The organism is Massilia sp. WG5, from assembly GCF_001412595.2.
In the GTDB taxonomy this organism is placed as follows: Bacteria; Pseudomonadota; Gammaproteobacteria; order Burkholderiales; family Burkholderiaceae_D; genus Telluria.
Genome location: NZ_CP012640.2, coordinates 192,928 through 208,207 on the forward strand (window position 1 = coordinate 192,928; position 15,280 = coordinate 208,207).

General features: G+C 66.4%; 12 protein-coding genes. 7 read left to right on the forward strand and 5 right to left on the reverse strand.

Features of this window, described 5'->3' with window-relative positions:
• Position 1: 1 nt before the first annotated feature.
• Positions 2 to 1,312: an O-acetylhomoserine aminocarboxypropyltransferase gene (locus AM586_RS00960; protein ID WP_047825976.1), complete on the reverse strand. Its 1,311-nt coding sequence runs from the start codon at positions 1,310 to 1,312 to the stop codon at positions 2 to 4.
• Positions 1,313 to 1,528: 216 nt separating this feature from the next.
• Between AM586_RS00960 and AM586_RS00965 the strand changes: the two genes are divergently transcribed.
• On the forward strand, positions 1,529 to 1,981 hold the full coding sequence (locus tag AM586_RS00965) for a CBS domain-containing protein (protein ID WP_047825949.1): 453 nt from the start codon (positions 1,529 to 1,531) through the stop codon (positions 1,979 to 1,981).
• A 40-nt stretch (positions 1,982 to 2,021) separates the two neighbouring features.
• On the opposite strand, the gene AM586_RS00970 is transcribed toward AM586_RS00965, so the two are convergent.
• Positions 2,022 to 4,283, reverse strand: coding sequence for a bifunctional diguanylate cyclase/phosphodiesterase (locus AM586_RS00970; RefSeq protein WP_047825950.1), 2,262 nt, complete (start codon positions 4,281 to 4,283; stop codon positions 2,022 to 2,024).
• Between the two features lie 187 nt (positions 4,284 to 4,470).
• Here AM586_RS00970 and aroC point away from each other — a divergent pair, with 187 nt between their 5' ends.
• A complete protein-coding gene (aroC, locus tag AM586_RS00975) occupies positions 4,471 to 5,562 on the forward strand; it encodes a chorismate synthase (protein WP_047825951.1) in 1,092 nt (363 codons plus the stop codon).
• Positions 5,563 to 5,568: 6 nt separating this feature from the next.
• Here aroC and AM586_RS00980 read toward each other — a convergent pair whose 3' ends face one another.
• Positions 5,569 to 7,062, reverse strand: a complete 1,494-nt coding sequence (locus AM586_RS00980) for an HDOD domain-containing protein (protein ID WP_047825952.1) — start codon at positions 7,060 to 7,062, stop codon at positions 5,569 to 5,571.
• Entirely contained in the window at positions 7,059 to 8,822 is a 1,764-nt protein-coding gene (locus AM586_RS00985; RefSeq protein WP_229411218.1) for a bifunctional diguanylate cyclase/phosphodiesterase, read from the reverse strand. The genes AM586_RS00980 and AM586_RS00985 overlap by 4 nt, the downstream gene beginning before the upstream one ends.
• A gap of 366 nt (positions 8,823 to 9,188) precedes the next feature.
• Here AM586_RS00985 and AM586_RS00990 point away from each other — a divergent pair, with 366 nt between their 5' ends.
• The 4 genes from AM586_RS00990 (at position 9,189) to AM586_RS01005 (ending at position 12,515) form a co-directional block, all read left to right on the forward strand.
• The gene (locus AM586_RS00990) at positions 9,189 to 10,889 is read left to right on the forward strand and encodes an isovaleryl-CoA dehydrogenase (protein ID WP_047825954.1); all 1,701 of its coding nucleotides are present in this window, start codon (positions 9,189 to 9,191) and stop codon (positions 10,887 to 10,889) included.
• A 72-nt stretch (positions 10,890 to 10,961) separates the two neighbouring features.
• Positions 10,962 to 11,612, forward strand: coding sequence for a uracil phosphoribosyltransferase (gene upp, locus AM586_RS00995; protein ID WP_047825955.1), 651 nt, complete (start codon positions 10,962 to 10,964; stop codon positions 11,610 to 11,612).
• 16 nt (positions 11,613 to 11,628) lie between these two features.
• On the forward strand, positions 11,629 to 12,015 hold the full coding sequence (locus AM586_RS01000) for an Hpt domain-containing protein (RefSeq protein WP_229411219.1): 387 nt from the start codon (positions 11,629 to 11,631) through the stop codon (positions 12,013 to 12,015).
• A gap of 296 nt (positions 12,016 to 12,311) precedes the next feature.
• The gene (locus AM586_RS01005; RefSeq protein ID WP_036166698.1) at positions 12,312 to 12,515 is read left to right on the forward strand and encodes a cold-shock protein; all 204 of its coding nucleotides are present in this window, start codon (positions 12,312 to 12,314) and stop codon (positions 12,513 to 12,515) included.
• A gap of 102 nt (positions 12,516 to 12,617) precedes the next feature.
• Here the strand turns inward: AM586_RS01005 and AM586_RS01010 are convergent, their stop codons facing one another.
• Positions 12,618 to 13,532 carry a LysR family transcriptional regulator gene (locus AM586_RS01010; protein WP_047825957.1) on the reverse strand — a complete coding sequence of 305 codons (915 nt, stop codon included), beginning with the start codon at positions 13,530 to 13,532 and terminating at the stop codon, positions 12,618 to 12,620.
• Between the two features lie 149 nt (positions 13,533 to 13,681).
• On the opposite strand from AM586_RS01010, the gene aceB reads away from it, so the two are divergent.
• Entirely contained in the window at positions 13,682 to 15,271 is a 1,590-nt protein-coding gene (aceB, locus tag AM586_RS01015) for a malate synthase A (protein WP_047825958.1), read from the forward strand.
• The last annotated feature ends 9 nt before the right edge of the window (positions 15,272 to 15,280 follow it).

Below are 15,280 nucleotides of genomic sequence, written 5' to 3' on the forward strand. Positions count from 1 at the left end.
CTCAGGCTCCCTTCTGGGCCAGCTTCAGGCCGCGCGCGAGGTCTTCGATCAGGTCGTCCGGGTCTTCCAGCCCGACCGACAGTCGGATCATCCCTTCGCCGACGCCGGCCGCCGCCAGCTGGTCGGCCGGCACCCGGAAGTGGGTGGTCGAGGCCGGATGGATGGCGAGCGACTTGGCGTCGCCGACATTCGCGAGATGCGAGAAGAGCTTCAGGCCGTCGACGAAGCGCTTGCCGGCCGCGCGCCCGCCGCGCAGGTGGAAGGAGAACACGCCGCCGCAGCCGCGCGGCAGCAGGGTTTTCGCCAGCGCATGGTCGGGGTGGCTCTCCAGCTCCGGCCACACGACCGATTCGACCGCCGGGTGGCTGAGGAGGAACTCGACCAGCCTGCGCGCGTTGGCGACGTGGCGTTCCATGCGCAGGCCGAGGGTCTCGATGCCCTGCAGGATGGCGAAGGCGTTGTGCGGGCTCAGCGCCGCGCCGAAGTCGCGCAGGCCCTCGCGGCGCGCGCGCAGGGCGAAGGCGCCGACCGTGGATTCTTCGGCGAACACCATGCCGTGGAAACCCTCGTAGGGCTCGCACAGTTCGGCGAAGCGGCCGCTGCGCGCATGGGCGCGCTGCCAGTCGAAGCCGCCGCCGTCGACCAGCAGGCCGCCGATGGCGGTGCCGTGCCCGCACAGGAATTTGGTGGCCGAGTGGAACACCAGGTCGGCGCCATGATCGAATGGCTTCAGCAGCCACGGCGTGGTGAGGGTCGAGTCCACCATCAGCGGCAGGTCGTGTTCGTGGGCCAGCGCGGCCACGCGCGGGATGTCGAGCAGGTCCAGGCCCGGGTTGCCGATGCTCTCGCCGAACAGGACCCTGGTTTCGGGCCGGATCGCGGCGCGCCAGGCGTCGAGGTCGCGCGGGTCGACGAAGGTGGTCTCGATGCCGAAGCGCTTCAGGGTGTAGGCGAGCAGGTTGTGGGAGCCGCCGTACAGGGCGCGCGAGGCGACGATGTGGCTGCCGGCGCCGGCGATGGTGCAGAGGCCCAGGTGCAGCGCGGCCTGGCCGCTGGCGGTGGCGATGCCCGCCACCCCGCCTTCGAGGGCGGCGATGCGTTCCTCGAGCACCGCATTGGTCGGGTTCGACAGACGCGAATAGACGTGGCCCGCGCGCTCCATATTGAACAGGGAGGCCGCGTGGTCGGCATCGCGGAAGGCGAAGGAAGAGGTGAAATACACCGGCGTGGCGCGCGCGCCGGTGGCCGGGTCGGGGCTGGCGCCGGCGTGCAGCGACAGGGTGTCGAAGCCGGGATACCTGGGACCGCTCATGTTCGCTTCATCCATGGTTGTGTAGACAAGCGGCATCCTACCACTAGGCAAGAGCGCAACAATAGAAGTTTGTTAGCGCGCAAGTCTGGCTTTTTTGGGAGGCATAGGCTAGAGTCGCGCTTATGTGTTAAACAAGGTCAAGTACCTCAGAATCCAGTGTCCAGTTCTCTCGTTCCCAGCGCTCCCGTACCACGTACCCACGACATGGTGACTACTATGAAAGTATCTGAAATCTTGCAGGTGAAGGGCGATATCCTTTACACGGTGTCTCCGGACACGCCGCTGGGCGACGCGGCCTCGACGATGGCGGAACGCGACATCGGTTCGCTGGTGGTGATGGAATACGGCGACCTGGTCGGCATGCTGACCTTCCGCGAAGTGATCCAGGCCGTGAATACCTACGGCAGCGTGAGCGCGGCCGGCAACGTCCGCAAGCACATGGACGACAGCCCGATCACCGTCACCCCGGACACCGAAGTCAACGAGGTGCGCCGCATCATGCTGGAAAAGCATGCGCGCTACCTGCCGGTGATGAACGCCCGCACCCTGCTGGGCGTGATCTCCTTCTACGACGTGGCCAAGGCGGTGCTGGAAGCGCAGAGCTTCGAGAACCGCATGCTGAAGGCGTATATCCGGGATTGGCCGGCGGAGCAGGCGGCCGAGGATTGACGCAAGGTGGGCTCGCCGAGCCCACCCTGCGTATCGCGATTCAGGCGGCGCGGTTGAGGGCATCCGCCCCCAGCCATTCCAGCAAGGCTTCCGGCGACAGCGGCCGGGAGAACAGGAAGCCCTGCGCCAGCGGGCAGCCGAGCGCCTGCAGGATCTGCGCCTGGCGTTCGTCTTCCACGCCCTCGGCGATGATCGACAGCCCCAGGTTGCGTCCCAGTTCGATCACCATCTCCGCAATGCTGCTGCCGCGCGCCGAGCCGGTGATCTCGGTGACGAAGGCGCGGTCGATCTTCAGGCGGTCGACCTGCAGGCGCTGCAGGTAGGACAGCGAGGAGAAACCGGTGCCGAAGTCGTCGATCGCGATCGAGACGCCGGTGCGCTTGATCGCGGCCAGGCGCTCGATCAGCAGGTCCGGCTCTTCCATCGCCATCGATTCCGTGATCTCCAGCTCGATCCGCTCCGGCGGCGCGCCCGATTCCGCCAGCGCCGCGCGCAGCATGTCGAGGAAGCCCGGGTGGCGGAACTGCACCTGCGACACGTTCACCGACATCGTGAAGTCGAGGTAGCCGGCTGCCCGCAGGCGCATCAGCTCGGCGCAGGCCTGGCGCAGCACCCAGGCCCCGATCTCGATGATCAGGCCCGAGGACTCCGCGATCGGGATGAAGCGGTCCGGGCCCACCTGCCGCCCGTCCTCGGTGCGCCAGCGCAGCAGGGCCTCGGCGCCGAAGGGGCGGAGCGCGGCCAGTTCGACCTGCGGCTGGTAGGCCAGGAACAGTTCGCCGCGCGCGAAGCCGCTGCGCAGCGCGTGCATCAGGCGCACCCGCTCGCGGATCTCGACGCCCATGCCGCGCGAAAAATAGAAGTGGCCGCCGCGCTGCCGGCTCTTGGCGCGCTTGAGGGCGATGTCGGCGTCCTTGAGGGCGTCGGCGCCGCTGCCGTCGTGCTCGCGCAGGCGCACCAGGCCGAGGGTGCTCGAGACCTGCAGGTCCTGGCCTTCGATCGAGAAGGACGCCGCGAACAGGGCGCGCAGCGCTTCCGGATCGACCTCGGCGGCGTCGCCGAGCACGCAGAAGATGTCGCTGCCGATGCGCCCCAGCTGCAGGCGCGGATGGAGCCGGGTGCGCAGGCGCTGCGCGACCGCCACCAGCAGGGCGTCGCCGAACTGGTGGCCGAGGGCGTCGTTGATCTCGGCGAAGTGATCGAGGTCGACCAGGCACAGCACCTCGTCGGCGGTGCCGGCGCTGCAGGCCAGGCCGTCGTCGATCAGCTCGACCAGGCGGGTGCGGTTCGGCAGGCCGGTCAGCGGATCGTAGAAGGCGGCGCGCTGCAGGTCGGTCAGCAGGGCCACGTTGTCGAGGCCGACCGCGATGTTCGAGGCGAACAGTTCGAGCAGGCCGCGCCGCATCGGCTCGAGCGGGCGTTCGAGTTCGATCCAGGCGGCGAAGTCGCAATGGGCCTTGCCGCCGAAGTAGAGGGTCAGGTGGCGCTCGCCGAAGACGTGGCGCTGGCCAAGCAGGGTTTGCCGGATCGCGCTTGCTGCGCCGTCGCCGGCGGCGGCCAGCATGCCGGTCGGCGCCAGCGCGGTGCAGCTGCCGCTGGCGGCCAGCACCTGCCAGGCCGCGGCCTGCATCCCGCCCAGGCAGGAGCACATCAGGCCCGGCGCCGGCTGGCCGATCAGGCGCGCCGCTTCGCGCAGGATCCCGTCCGCCATCGCGCCGATCGAACGCAGCGCCATCAGCTCGGCGTTGGCGCGCACCACCTCGGCCAGGCCCCGGCGGCTGGCTTCCAGCGCGTGGATCTGCTCGTAGGCGCGGATCGCCGAGGCCACCGAGGTGTACAGCTTGGTGCGCGTGAGTTCGGACTTGGTGCGGTAATCGTTGATGTCGTAGCCGCGGATCGCATCCATCTCCGGCGCGTAGCCGGGCTGGCCGGTACGCAGGATGATGCGCAGGTCGTGGCGTCCGAGCGTTTCGCGGATGTGGCGCACCAGGTGCAGGCCGGCGTCCGCTTCTTCCATGACCACGTCGAGCAGGACCACGGCGACGTCGACTTCGCGTTCGAGCAGGGTGCGCGCCTCGGCGGCCGAGTAGGCATGCAGGAATTCGATCCGGCGGCCGTGCACTTCGAGGCTGCCGAGCGCGAAGCTGGTGGTGGAGTGGACGTCGGCGTCGTCGTCGACGATCATCACCCGCCATGCGCCGCCGGGCTCCACGGCGCTGCCTTCCATCGAAGCGCCGGGGACGGCCGGCGCTTCGTCGACGAAGACCAGTTCGTCGTTCTGCGCGGGGGGCGGTGCGGGCATTGCTGCGTCTCCGGTTTGACTTGAATCAATGAAACCAAGTATATCTGACTTGCCGACCCGACAGGAAAAAAATTCTCTACGGCAACACTTTGCCAACATTCGAAGCCTGGTTCTCGAACCGCCGCCCACCGAAGGCGGCCGCCTGCTGGTAGAATCGATCATTCCGTTTATTCAACTCGTACGCACCATGTCTGGCAATTCATTCGGTAAGCTGTTCTCCGTCACCACCTTCGGCGAATCCCATGGCCCGGCCATCGGCTGCGTCATCGATGGCTGCCCGCCCGGGCTGCCCCTGTCCGAGGCTGATATCCAGCCCGAGCTGGACCGCCGCAAGCCCGGCACCTCGCGCCACGTGACCCAGCGCCAGGAAGCCGATCGCGTGCAGATCCTGTCGGGTGTCTACGAAGGCGTGACCACCGGCACCCCGATCGCGCTGCTGATCCCGAACGAGGACCAGCGCAGCAAGGACTACGGCAACATCGCCGACACCTTCCGTCCCGGCCATGCCGACTACACCTACTGGCACAAGTACGGCGTGCGCGACCCGCGCGGCGGCGGCCGTTCCTCGGCGCGCCTGACGGCGCCGGTGGTGGGCGCCGGCGCGATCGCCAAGAAATGGCTGCGCGAGCACTACGGCACCGAGTTCATGGGCTGCATGTCCCAGCTCGGCGACATTCCCGTTCCCTTCCAGTCTTGGGAGCACGTGCACGCGAATCCCTTCTTCGCCGCGACCGCGGACGCCGACCTGATCGCGCGCATGGAAAGCGCGATGGACGAACTGCGCCGCGCCGGCGACTCGATCGGTGCGCGCATCGACGTGGTGGCGAAGAACGTCCCGGTGGGCCTGGGCCAGCCGATCTACGACAAGCTCGACGCCGACATCGCGTATGCCATGATGGGGATTAATGCGGTGAAGGGTGTGGAGATCGGCGCCGGCTTCCAGTCGGTGGCGCAGAAGGGTTCCGAGCATGGCGACGAGCTGACCCCGGAAGGCTTCGTCGGCAACAACGCCGGCGGCGTGCTGGGCGGGATCTCGACCGGCCAGGACATCACGGTCTCGATCGCGATCAAGCCGACCTCGTCGATCCGTACGCCGCGCCGCTCGATCGACAAGGACGGCAATCCGGTCACCGTCGAAACCTTCGGCCGCCACGATCCCTGCGTCGGCATCCGCGCGACGCCGATCGCGGAAGCGATGCTGGCGCTGGTGCTGATCGACCACGCGCTGATGCACAGGGCGCAGTGCGGGGATGTGCGGGTCAGTACCCCGCGGATCTAGGAAGGATCAGGCGCGGCTGGCCACGGCTTCCAGCTGCTGCCGCTTTTCCACCGATTTCACCACCAGCGCGCGCATGTCGTTCAGCAGCGAGAACTCGGTCTGGCTCAGGTAGACCGAGGGGAAGCGGTCGTCCCAGTCGCCGTAGATGAAGCCGACCGGCTCGCCGTGGGTGCACAGCGGGATGATCACGAAGCAGCGCGCGGCGCCGAGGCTGCCTTTCCACCAGCCGGGCAGCTTGCTGGCGAACTTCGGATCGCGCGCGTTCTCGATGAAGATCACGCGGTCGCTGCCGAGCGCGGCGAAGAACACGTTCGGCTCGTAAGCGTCGTCGAACACGAGGTTCGGCTGCAGGCTCTTGGCGCCGTCGCCGAGGCCGATCTTGGCGCTGTACTTGCCGTCGCGGCGGCTGCGCAGGAAGCCGAAGGCGCGCGTGAACGACAGTCCGTGGTAGGCGCTCTCGATCGCCATCGACATCATCTGGCCCGGCGAGGCGCTGGCCGCGGCGCTGCGCATCTCGGCCACGCCGCCGATCAGGATCTTGTTGCCGGCGTCGCGCATGCGCGAAGCAAGCGCGGCGCGGGCGCGCTTCTCGGGTGGATTCGCCAGCGGGGCGATCGACAGGTCGGCGGCCGCTTCGATCTTGGCCTGCTCGATGGCGCCGACGAGGCTGTCCGGCTCGATGCCCAGCATCGGTGCGAAGCTCGACGCCAGCTGGGCGACCTGTTCCAGCGCTTCCTCGTCGCCATGCCACAGCGATTCGGCGCACTGCGACGACATGGTGCCCAGCGCCGCCAGCCAGTCATCGTGGCCGAAGCTGTCGCCGCGCTCGCCCGGCTCGACCCGGCGCATGCCGGCGATCAGGTTGCGCGGCAGGCCCCAGTGCTCGGCGGTGGCGCGGCCGACCTGCTCGAGCGTCAGGCCGAGCTGCTCGAATGCGGCATGGTCGACGGCGCCGCCGCCCGCGGCCTCTTGCAACAGGGTCCAGCGCTCCGGCAGGTAGAAGGTGACCATCATCCGGCCCAGCGAATGCAGGATCGAGCAGACCACCGCTTCCTCGGGATCGCGGACCTCGGCCCTGGCGGCGACCTGCTGCGCCACCATCCCGGCCAGCACCGCCTTTTCCATCTCGATGTGGGCCTGCAGCGAATCCGGCGTCGACTTGCTCAGTTCCTCGATCAGCTTCAGGCCGAGGGCCAGGTGGCCGATGGCTTCGGTGCCGAGCACCAGCACGGCCTTCGACACGGTGTTGATGTGCTGGCCGAAGGCCGAATACATGCCGCTGTTCGCCAGGCGCAGCACCTTCTGGGTCAGCACGGGGTCGGACAGCACGGTCTGGGTCATCGAGAAATCGCGCTCGTCCTCGCCGCGCATCGAGGCCAGGATGGCGTTGATCGCGCGCGTGAAGCCGGGCATGTCGCCGCGCCGGCGGATTCGTTCCCACAGCAGGGAGAGGGTGGCGTCGGCCTTCGGCGAACGGTCGATAGGAAGTGTCTGGTTCATAGGGTGCCCGCCCGCAGGTCGTTCGGCAGGAGTTCGGTGTACAGGTCTTCCTTCAGGGCGGCCAGCGCCACATGGGCCGACATCGGCTTGCCGGTCAGGTAACCCTGCACGTAGTCGCAGCCGCGCGATTCGATGTACTTGAATTGGTCTTCGGTCTCGACGCCTTCGGCCACCACCGACAGGTCGAGGTGCTTGGCGATGTCGAGCACCGCGTTGCAGATCGCCGCGTCCTTGCTCGAAGCGGGCAGGTCCTTGATGAAGGCGCGGTCGATCTTCAGCACCGAGATCGGGAAGCGTTTCAGGTAGGCCAGCGAGGAGTAGCCGGTGCCGAAGTCGTCGATCGCGATGCGCGCGCGGCGTTCGGCCATCTTGCCGAGGATGCTTTCGGCATGCGCCGGGTCGACCATCAGCGTGCCCTCGGTGATCTCGAGCACCAGCTTGTCGCCGGGCGTGCCGGAAAAGGCGAGGGCGTCGTCCAGCACCGACAGGAAGCGGTCGTTGCGGAACTGGCGCGGGCTGATATTCACCGAGATGTACAGGTCGCGCTTGGCGACTTCCTCGAACTGGCGGATCTGCACCAGCGCCGACTTCAGCGCCCAGGCGCCCAGCATGTTGATCAGGCCATTGGTTTCGGCGATCGGGATGAAGCGCACCGGCGGCACCATGCCGAGGGTCGGGTGCTTCCAGCGCATCAGGGTCTCGAAGCCCTCGATGCGGCGCGTGCGGCTGCTGACGATCGGCTGGTAGTACAGCATGAACTCGCCCTCGCGCACCGCCTGGAACATCGCCGCTTCGAGCGAGATGTCGTGCTGGGGGGAGCCGGCGGCTTCGCCCGGCTTGCGGCTGCTGTAGGTGACGGTCCGGGCGCCGCCGGTTTCCTTGGCGCGGCCCATCGCGCTGTCGGCCAGCGCCACCAGGCGCACCTCGTCCTCGGCATGCTCGGGATAGACCGAGACCCCGATCGAGGCGCCCAGGTAGACCGTGTGGGCGTCGATCTCGAACGGCGACTGCAGGGCCGCCAGCAGGCGTCCGGTGACCAGCTTGATCTGGGCTTCGTTGTAGGTGCCCGGCAGGACCGCGACGAACTCGTCGCCGCCGACGCGGGCCAGGGTGTCGCTGTCGCGCAGGGTCTTGCGCAGCCGGCCCGCGGCCATGCGCAGCACGGCGTCGCCGACCGGATGGCCGAGGCCGTCGTTGACCTTCTTGAAGCCGTCCAGGCCGATGGTGGCGACCGAGAAGCCCTGGCCGGAACGGCGCGCATTCGCGATCACCATGCGGATCCGGTCCGACAGCAGCAGGCGGTTCGGCAGTTCGGTCAGGGCGTCGTGGGTCGCCATGTGGCGCAGGCGCTGCTCGGTGGCGCGCTGCGCCGACATGTCGCGCCCGACCGCCAGCAGTTCCATGCCGGCGCCGCTGCGGTCATCCAGCAGGCTGACGCGCAGCTCGAACCAGGTTTCCTTCTCGCCGGCCCGCAGGCGGGCTTCGACCAGCACCGCTTCGGTGCGCGCGATGGCGTCGACGATGGCGTTGCGCAGCGCGGCCTGGTCGACGTCGAGGGCAAGGGCGGGAAGGGAGGTGCCGCGCAGGTCGCCGGCGGCAGCCAGCAGGCGCAGGCTGCGCTGGCTGGCATGGCGGATCAGGCCGGACGGGTCGATCCTGAACGCGATATCACCCACCGCTTCCATGAACGCATCCAGCCCGTGGGCTGGCGCCGCATGGCGCGGATCCTCGTTCGTTGCTGCTGGTGAACCGGGGCGCATTGTTGGATTCGTGTCTTTCTTATTTTGGCCGGAACCAGTGATTCCGTTGGAACCGCACGAGTGTACCAAATCAACGGGAAATGTATCACTGAAAGATTCTCAAAAGCATTAAAAAACACAATCGACAGTCGTGTTTAGTCGCGCCTTGATGCCCCGCAGCCCCCATGGCGAACAGGTCGTGCTTGCCCGGCACAAGGCTTTACGCTAGCCTTGTTGCCTTGTCGATAACTCGACCCGACGCCGTGCCGGAGCATTGTCGCCGATATAGTGCAATTAGGAAACTTTTCCTTCTCATGCATGATGCTTAAGTGCAACAACGCAGATCAGGTCCCGGCGGCGCGGCGCCACACTACCAGGAGACGCGGCATGAACCGATTCGATACGCACGAGGTATTCAACCAGGCGCCGCCCTTCGGTGACGTCAATCTGTTCCGGTGCGATCCGGCCTTGCGCGAAGGACTGCAGCGCGAAGGCGCCGGCTGGGCTGCCGGCATGCTGGACGCGCTCGGCGCCCGGCTCGGCGCCAGCGCCGTGCTGGACCTGGCGCGCCTGGCCAACGAGTTCACGCCGCGCCTGGTGAATTTCGACCGCGCCGGCCATCGCATCGACGAGATCGAATTCCATCCGGCCTGGCACGCGCTGATGGTCCTGCTGATCGAAAACGGGGCCCACTCGCTGCCCTGGGAGGCGCCGAAGGCCGGTGCCCAGGTTGCGCGCGCCGCCGCCTACCTGTTGTTCGGCCAGGTCGAGAACGGTTCGCAGTGCCCGGTCACGATGACCTACGCCTCGGTGCCGGCGCTGCGCCAGAATCCGGCAATCGCCGCGCGCTGGCTGCCGAAGATCCTGTCGCGCGAGTACGACCCGCGCTCGCTGCCGGTGACGGAAAAGCGTGGCGCCCTGGTCGGCATGGGCATGACCGAAAAGCAGGGCGGCACCGACGTGCGCGCCAATACCACCCGCGCAGCAAGGCTCGACCCGGCCCAGGCGACAGCCCGGTTCGGCGAGGAGGGCGAGGGGGCATTCGTGATCGTGGGTCATAAATGGTTCTTCTCGGCGCCGCAGTGCGACGCCCACCTGGTGCTGGCCCAGGCCGGCGCGGAAGGCGACGGATCGCCGCCGGGCCTGAGCTGCTTCTTCGTGCCGCGTTTCCTGCCCGATGGCAGCCGCAACGCGATCCGCGTGCAGCGCCTGAAGGACAAGCTGGGCAACCGCTCGAACGCCTCGTCCGAGGTCGAGTTCCACGACGCCATCGGCTGGATGATCGGGCGGGAGGGGCGCGGCATCCCGACCATCCTCGAAATGGGCAGCCACACCCGGCTCGACTGCGTGACCGGTACCGCGGGCATCATGCGCGCGGCGCTGTGCCACGCGCTGCACCACGCGCGCGGGCGCAGCGCCTTCGGGCGTCCGCTGGCCGAACAGCCGCTGATGCAGAATGTGCTGGCCGACCTGGCGCTGGAATCCGAAGCCGCCACCGCGTTTGCACTGCGCCTGGCCGCCTGCTACGACCGCCAGGACGATCCGATGGAGGTGCTGCTGGGGCGGATCCTGACCCCGGCCGGCAAGTACTGGATCTGCAAGCGCGGCCCGGCCTTCGGCGCCGAGGCGATGGAAGTCATGGGCGGCAACGGCTATGTCGAGGACGGCCCGCTGGCGCGCCTGTACCGCGAGTTCCCCGTGAATTCGATCTGGGAAGGCTCGGGCAATGTGATGTGTCTGGACGTGCTGCGCGCCTTCGGCAAGGCGCCCGAGGCGCGCACCGCGCTGGCGCACGAACTGGGCCTGGCGGCGGGGCGCGACGCCCGCTACGACGCCTGGTGCGCGCGCCTGCTGGACGACATCCCTGCGGCTGCGGCCGCCGAATTCGGCGCGCGCCGCCTGGCCGAGCGGCTGGTGGTCGGGGTCCAGGCCGGCCTGCTGCTGCGCCATGCGCCGGCCTTCGTGGCGGACGCGTTCGTGGCTTCACGCATCGCACAGGATGCCGGGGGCGCCTTCGGCAGCCTGCCGGTCGGCGCCGACGCAGCGGCGATCCTGGCCCGCGCGCTGGAAATTTCTTCAACGAGGTAGGGACAAACCGGCGCGCGGCTGGGATAATGCTGGTTTAGCTATGCCTGGCAGCACTTATATAGAGTTCCGACAATGAAACAAGATCCGCGTTTTCCCAGCCTGTACATCCTGAATCACCCGCTTATCCAGCACAAGTTGTCGCACATGCGCGACCGCGGCACTTCGACCCGGACGTTCCGCGAGCTGCTCAGGGAGATCACGCTGTTGATGGGCTACGAGATCACGCGCGACCTGCCGCTGACCACCCGCGAGATCGAGACGCCGCTGATGACGATCGACGCGCCCGTGATCGCCGGCAAGAAACTGGCCATCGTCCCGATCCTGCGCGCCGGCGTCGGCATGAGCGACGGACTGCTGGAACTGGTGCCGTCGGCCCGCGTCGGCCACATCGGCGTGTTCCGCGACCCGGAAACCCACCAGCCGGTCGAATACCTGGTGCGCCTGCCGGACACCAATGAGCGCACCTTCATCCTGTGCGACCCGATGGTCGCGACCGGCAACTCGGCGGTGTACGCGGTCGACGTGCTGAAGAAGCGCGGCGTGCCGGACGATCAGATCATCTTCCTGGCCCTGGTGGCGGCGCCCGAAGGCGTGGAGGTGTTCCACAAGGCCCACCCGAACGTCAAGCTGTACGTGGCCTCGCTGGACAGCCACCTGAACGACCACGCCTACATCATCCCCGGCCTGGGCGATGCCGGCGACCGCATCTTCGGCACCAAGTAAGCCGATGCAGCCGAGCATGGGACAGGCAATGAGCGGCGGCGCCGATGCCGAATTCTTCGAGCGCCTGGCCGAGCTGAACGACAGGTTCGCGGCGGCCCTCCCGCAGACCCTGGCCCGCGTGTCGGCTGCGCGCAACGTTTTTGATACGGAACGGCCGCAACCCGAACTGATCCAGGAATTGCATGCCGTGCTGCACACGCTGGCCGGCTCCTCCGCCACCTTCGGTTTCCGCATCCTCGGCCACCAGGCGCGCAATCTTGAACAGCGCCTGCGGGTCCTGATGACCTTCGATGCCGTCGCGCCCGGCGAATGGGATGCCTGGCTGGCCGAGCTGGATGTCTTCGTCGCCTGGGCGCTGAAGGATCCGAAGGACGCCTATCCTATTGAAGAGCCCGCCGCGTAGATGTTGAACAAGAAGCTTGTCCGGGAGTCGTTTGATTTAGGACAAACTTGCCAGATGTCGATGACCTATATTCTGCGTACTGCCGACGCAAATAAGGGCCGCAACAGTTGAAATTTGGAATTATTACGGGTGCGGTGTTTTTATTTCGCGAAAACCGTGTATTTTTTGGTTTATTCGGTATAATTAGGGATCGTTGGATTCGAGGTAGCAGTGCAGTTAGTCTGTCATTTGTTTCTTGCTTCTTCAAACGATCGTAAACGGACGCAAGTCCACTTCAACTGAAATAGGAAATAGTAATGGCAACTGGCATCGTAAAATGGTTCAATGACTCCAAGGGTTTCGGCTTCATCACCCCGGACGAAGGCGGCGAAGATCTGTTCGCTCACTTCTCGGCGATCCAATCCCAAGGCTTCAAGTCGCTGCAAGAGAATCAGCGTGTTTCGTTCGACGTGACCTCGGGTCCGAAGGGCAAGCAAGCATCGAACATCCAGCCGCTGTAATCGTCACGATTCAGCGCTGAGTGTCAGCAAAAAATCCTCGGCATGTCCGGGGATTTTTTTTGCCTGGAGAAACCGGAATCATCGATTCCGGCTGGCTTTCTATCAAATTCCCACACTGTTCCGCCAGTAATTCGGCTGGGAATAAGTGTGGCGTAGAAAATCGACAAAGGCGCGGATCCGCAGCGGCAAGTGGCGGCGTTGTGCAAATACTGCATAAATGTCGTTGCCGGGCGCTGCATGGTTCTCGAGCACGGGCACCAGTTGTCCCGCCGCGATTTCCGCGCCCACTTCCCACATCGAGCGCCACGCCAGGCCCCGTCCCGCCAACGCCCATTCGTGCAACACCGCGCCGTCGTTGCAGACCATGTTCCCGCTCACCTTCAGGGTCACGTTGCGGCCGTTCTCCTGGAAGGTCCAGCCGCGCTGGCTGCCTTCGCTGCTGATCGCCAGGCAGTTGTGGCGCGCCAGTTCCTCGAGCGACTGGGGGGCGCCGTGGCGCTTCAGGTAGCTCGGGGCCGCCACCACGACGCGGTGGTTGTCGGCCAGCTTGACGCCGACCAGGCTGGAATCGGACAGGGAGGCGATCCGGATCGCCACGTCCACGCCCTCGCCGATGACGTCGACCACGCGGTCGTTCAGGTTGAGGTTGACGGTGACGTCGCGGTGTTCGGCCACGAAGGAGGGCACCAGCGGCGCCACGTGCTGGCGCCCGAAGCCGGCCGGCGCCGACACCAGCAGGTGACCGGTGGCGACCGCGCTGCGCTCCGATACCGCCGCCTCCGCTTCCTCCAGCTCGGCCAGGATACGCTGGCAATCCTCGAGGAAGGCCGCGCCCTCGTCGGTGAGGACCAGCTTGCGCGTGGTCCGCTGCAGCAGCTTGACGCCGAGGCGGCTTTCGAGGGCGTCGAGGCGGCGTCCGATCATGGCCGGTGCAATGCCCTCGGCACGCGCCGCGGCCGACAGGCTGCCGCGGGCAACGACTTCGACGAAGGTGGAAATCTGGCGGAAGTGACCCATGAATGTGTGCTTGGCTCCTCAGCTGTGATAAAAACGCACAGATGAATATATTATTTGTCTCGTTTAGTACGGCTGGAGTGAATATACTTGACGGGATAGCAAACGCCAAGCCGCGTTGCTGCGGATTTATATACTAAGAGGAGCATGTCATGACCATCGCCACCCCGTCCGGAATGGAGATCCGTGCCGAGATCAAGCCCGGCTACGAACAAATTCTGACACCCGAGGCCCTTGATCTCGTTGCCAAGCTGAGCCGCGAATTCGAACCGCGCCGCCAGGAACTGCTGGCCGCCCGCGCCGAGCGCGCCAAGCGCCTGGATGCCGGCGAGCGTCCCGACTTCCTGCCGGAAACCGCCGATATCCGTAACGGCGACTGGAAGATCGCCCCGATCCCGAAGGCACTGGAATGCCGCCGCGTCGAAATCACCGGCCCGGTCGAGCGCAAGATGGTGATCAACGCCCTGAACTCGGGCGCCGACAGCTACATGACCGACTTCGAGGACTCGAACACCCCGAACTGGGACAACCAGATCACCGGCCAGCTGAACATGCGCGACGCCGTGCGCCGCACCATCTCGCTGGAGCAGAACGGCAAGCAGTACAAGCTGAACGACAAGGTCGCGACCCTGGTCGTGCGTCCGCGCGGCTGGCACCTGGACGAGAAGCATGTGCTGGTGGACGGCAAGCGCGTCTCCGGCGGCATCTTCGACTTCGCGCTGTTCATGTTCCACAATGCCAAGGAACAGATCGCGCGCGGCGCCGGCCCGTACTTCTACCTGCCGAAGATGGAATCGCACCTCGAGGCGCGCCTGTGGAACGACATCTTCAAGATGACCCAGGACGAGCTGGGCCTGCCGCAGGGCACCATCAAGGCGACCGTGCTGATCGAGACCATCGTCGCCGCTTTCGAGATGGACGAGATCCTGTATGAGCTGCGCGAGCACAGCGCCGGCCTGAACGCGGGCCGCTGGGACTATATCTTCTCCTGCATCAAGAAGTTCAAGCTGGACAAGGAGTTCTGCCTGGCCGACCGTCCGAAGGTCACGATGACCGCGCCCTTCATGCGCGCCTACGCACTGCTGCTGCTGAAGACCTGCCACAAGCGCGGTGCACCGGCAATCGGCGGCATGTCGGCCCTGATCCCGATCAAGAACGATCCGGAGAAGAACGCCGTCGCAATGGCCGGCGTGATCGGCGACAAGTCGCGCGACGCCACCGACGGCTACGACGGCGGCTGGGTTGCCCACCCGGGCCTGGTCGAAGCCTCGATGGCCGAATTCAAGAAAGTGCTGGGCGACCGTCCGAACCAGATCGACAAGCAGCGTCCGGACGTCGAGGTCAGCGCCAAGGACCTGCTGGACTTCCGCCCGGAAGCCCCGATCACCGAGGCCGGCCTGCGCTACAACATCAACGTCGGCATCCACTACCTGGGCGCCTGGCTGGCAGGCAATGGCTGCGTGCCGATCCACAACCTGATGGAAGACGCGGCGACCGCCGAGATCAGCCGTGCCCAGGTCTGGCAGTGGATCCGCACGCCGAAGGGTGTGCTGGACGACGGCCGCAAGGTCACCGCCGACATGGTGCGCGCGATGATTCCGGAAGAGCTGGCAAAGGTCAAGCAGGTGGCGCCGAACGGCGACAACCCGACCTACGCACGCGCGGCCGAGATCTTCGAGCAGATGTCGCTCTCGGATGAGTTCGCAGAGTTCCTGACGCTGCCGCTGTACGAAGAGATCTGATGGCAGGGT

What these genes read in the sequence shown, in the direction of transcription:
- AM586_RS01005 (WP_036166698.1), top strand. Translation starts at nt 12,312, where the DNA reads ATGGCAACTGGCATCGTAAAATGGTTCAATGACTCCAAGGGTTTCGGC.
- AM586_RS00965 (WP_047825949.1), top strand. Translation starts at nt 1,529, where the DNA reads ATGAAAGTATCTGAAATCTTGCAGGTGAAGGGCGATATCCTTTACACG.
- aroC (WP_047825951.1), top strand. Translation starts at nt 4,471, where the DNA reads ATGTCTGGCAATTCATTCGGTAAGCTGTTCTCCGTCACCACCTTCGGC.
- upp (WP_047825955.1), top strand. Translation starts at nt 10,962, where the DNA reads ATGAAACAAGATCCGCGTTTTCCCAGCCTGTACATCCTGAATCACCCG.
- AM586_RS01010 (WP_047825957.1), bottom strand. Translation starts at nt 13,532, where the DNA reads ATGGGTCACTTCCGCCAGATTTCCACCTTCGTCGAAGTCGTTGCCCGC.
- AM586_RS00985 (WP_229411218.1), bottom strand. Translation starts at nt 8,822, where the DNA reads ATGCGCCCCGGTTCACCAGCAGCAACGAACGAGGATCCGCGCCATGCG.
- AM586_RS00980 (WP_047825952.1), bottom strand. Translation starts at nt 7,062, where the DNA reads ATGAACCAGACACTTCCTATCGACCGTTCGCCGAAGGCCGACGCCACC.
- AM586_RS00970 (WP_047825950.1), bottom strand. Translation starts at nt 4,283, where the DNA reads ATGCCCGCACCGCCCCCCGCGCAGAACGACGAACTGGTCTTCGTCGAC.
- AM586_RS00990 (WP_047825954.1), top strand. Translation starts at nt 9,189, where the DNA reads ATGAACCGATTCGATACGCACGAGGTATTCAACCAGGCGCCGCCCTTC.
- AM586_RS00960 (WP_047825976.1), bottom strand. Translation starts at nt 1,312, where the DNA reads ATGAGCGGTCCCAGGTATCCCGGCTTCGACACCCTGTCGCTGCACGCC.
- AM586_RS01000 (WP_229411219.1), top strand. Translation starts at nt 11,629, where the DNA reads ATGGGACAGGCAATGAGCGGCGGCGCCGATGCCGAATTCTTCGAGCGC.
- aceB (WP_047825958.1), top strand. Translation starts at nt 13,682, where the DNA reads ATGACCATCGCCACCCCGTCCGGAATGGAGATCCGTGCCGAGATCAAG.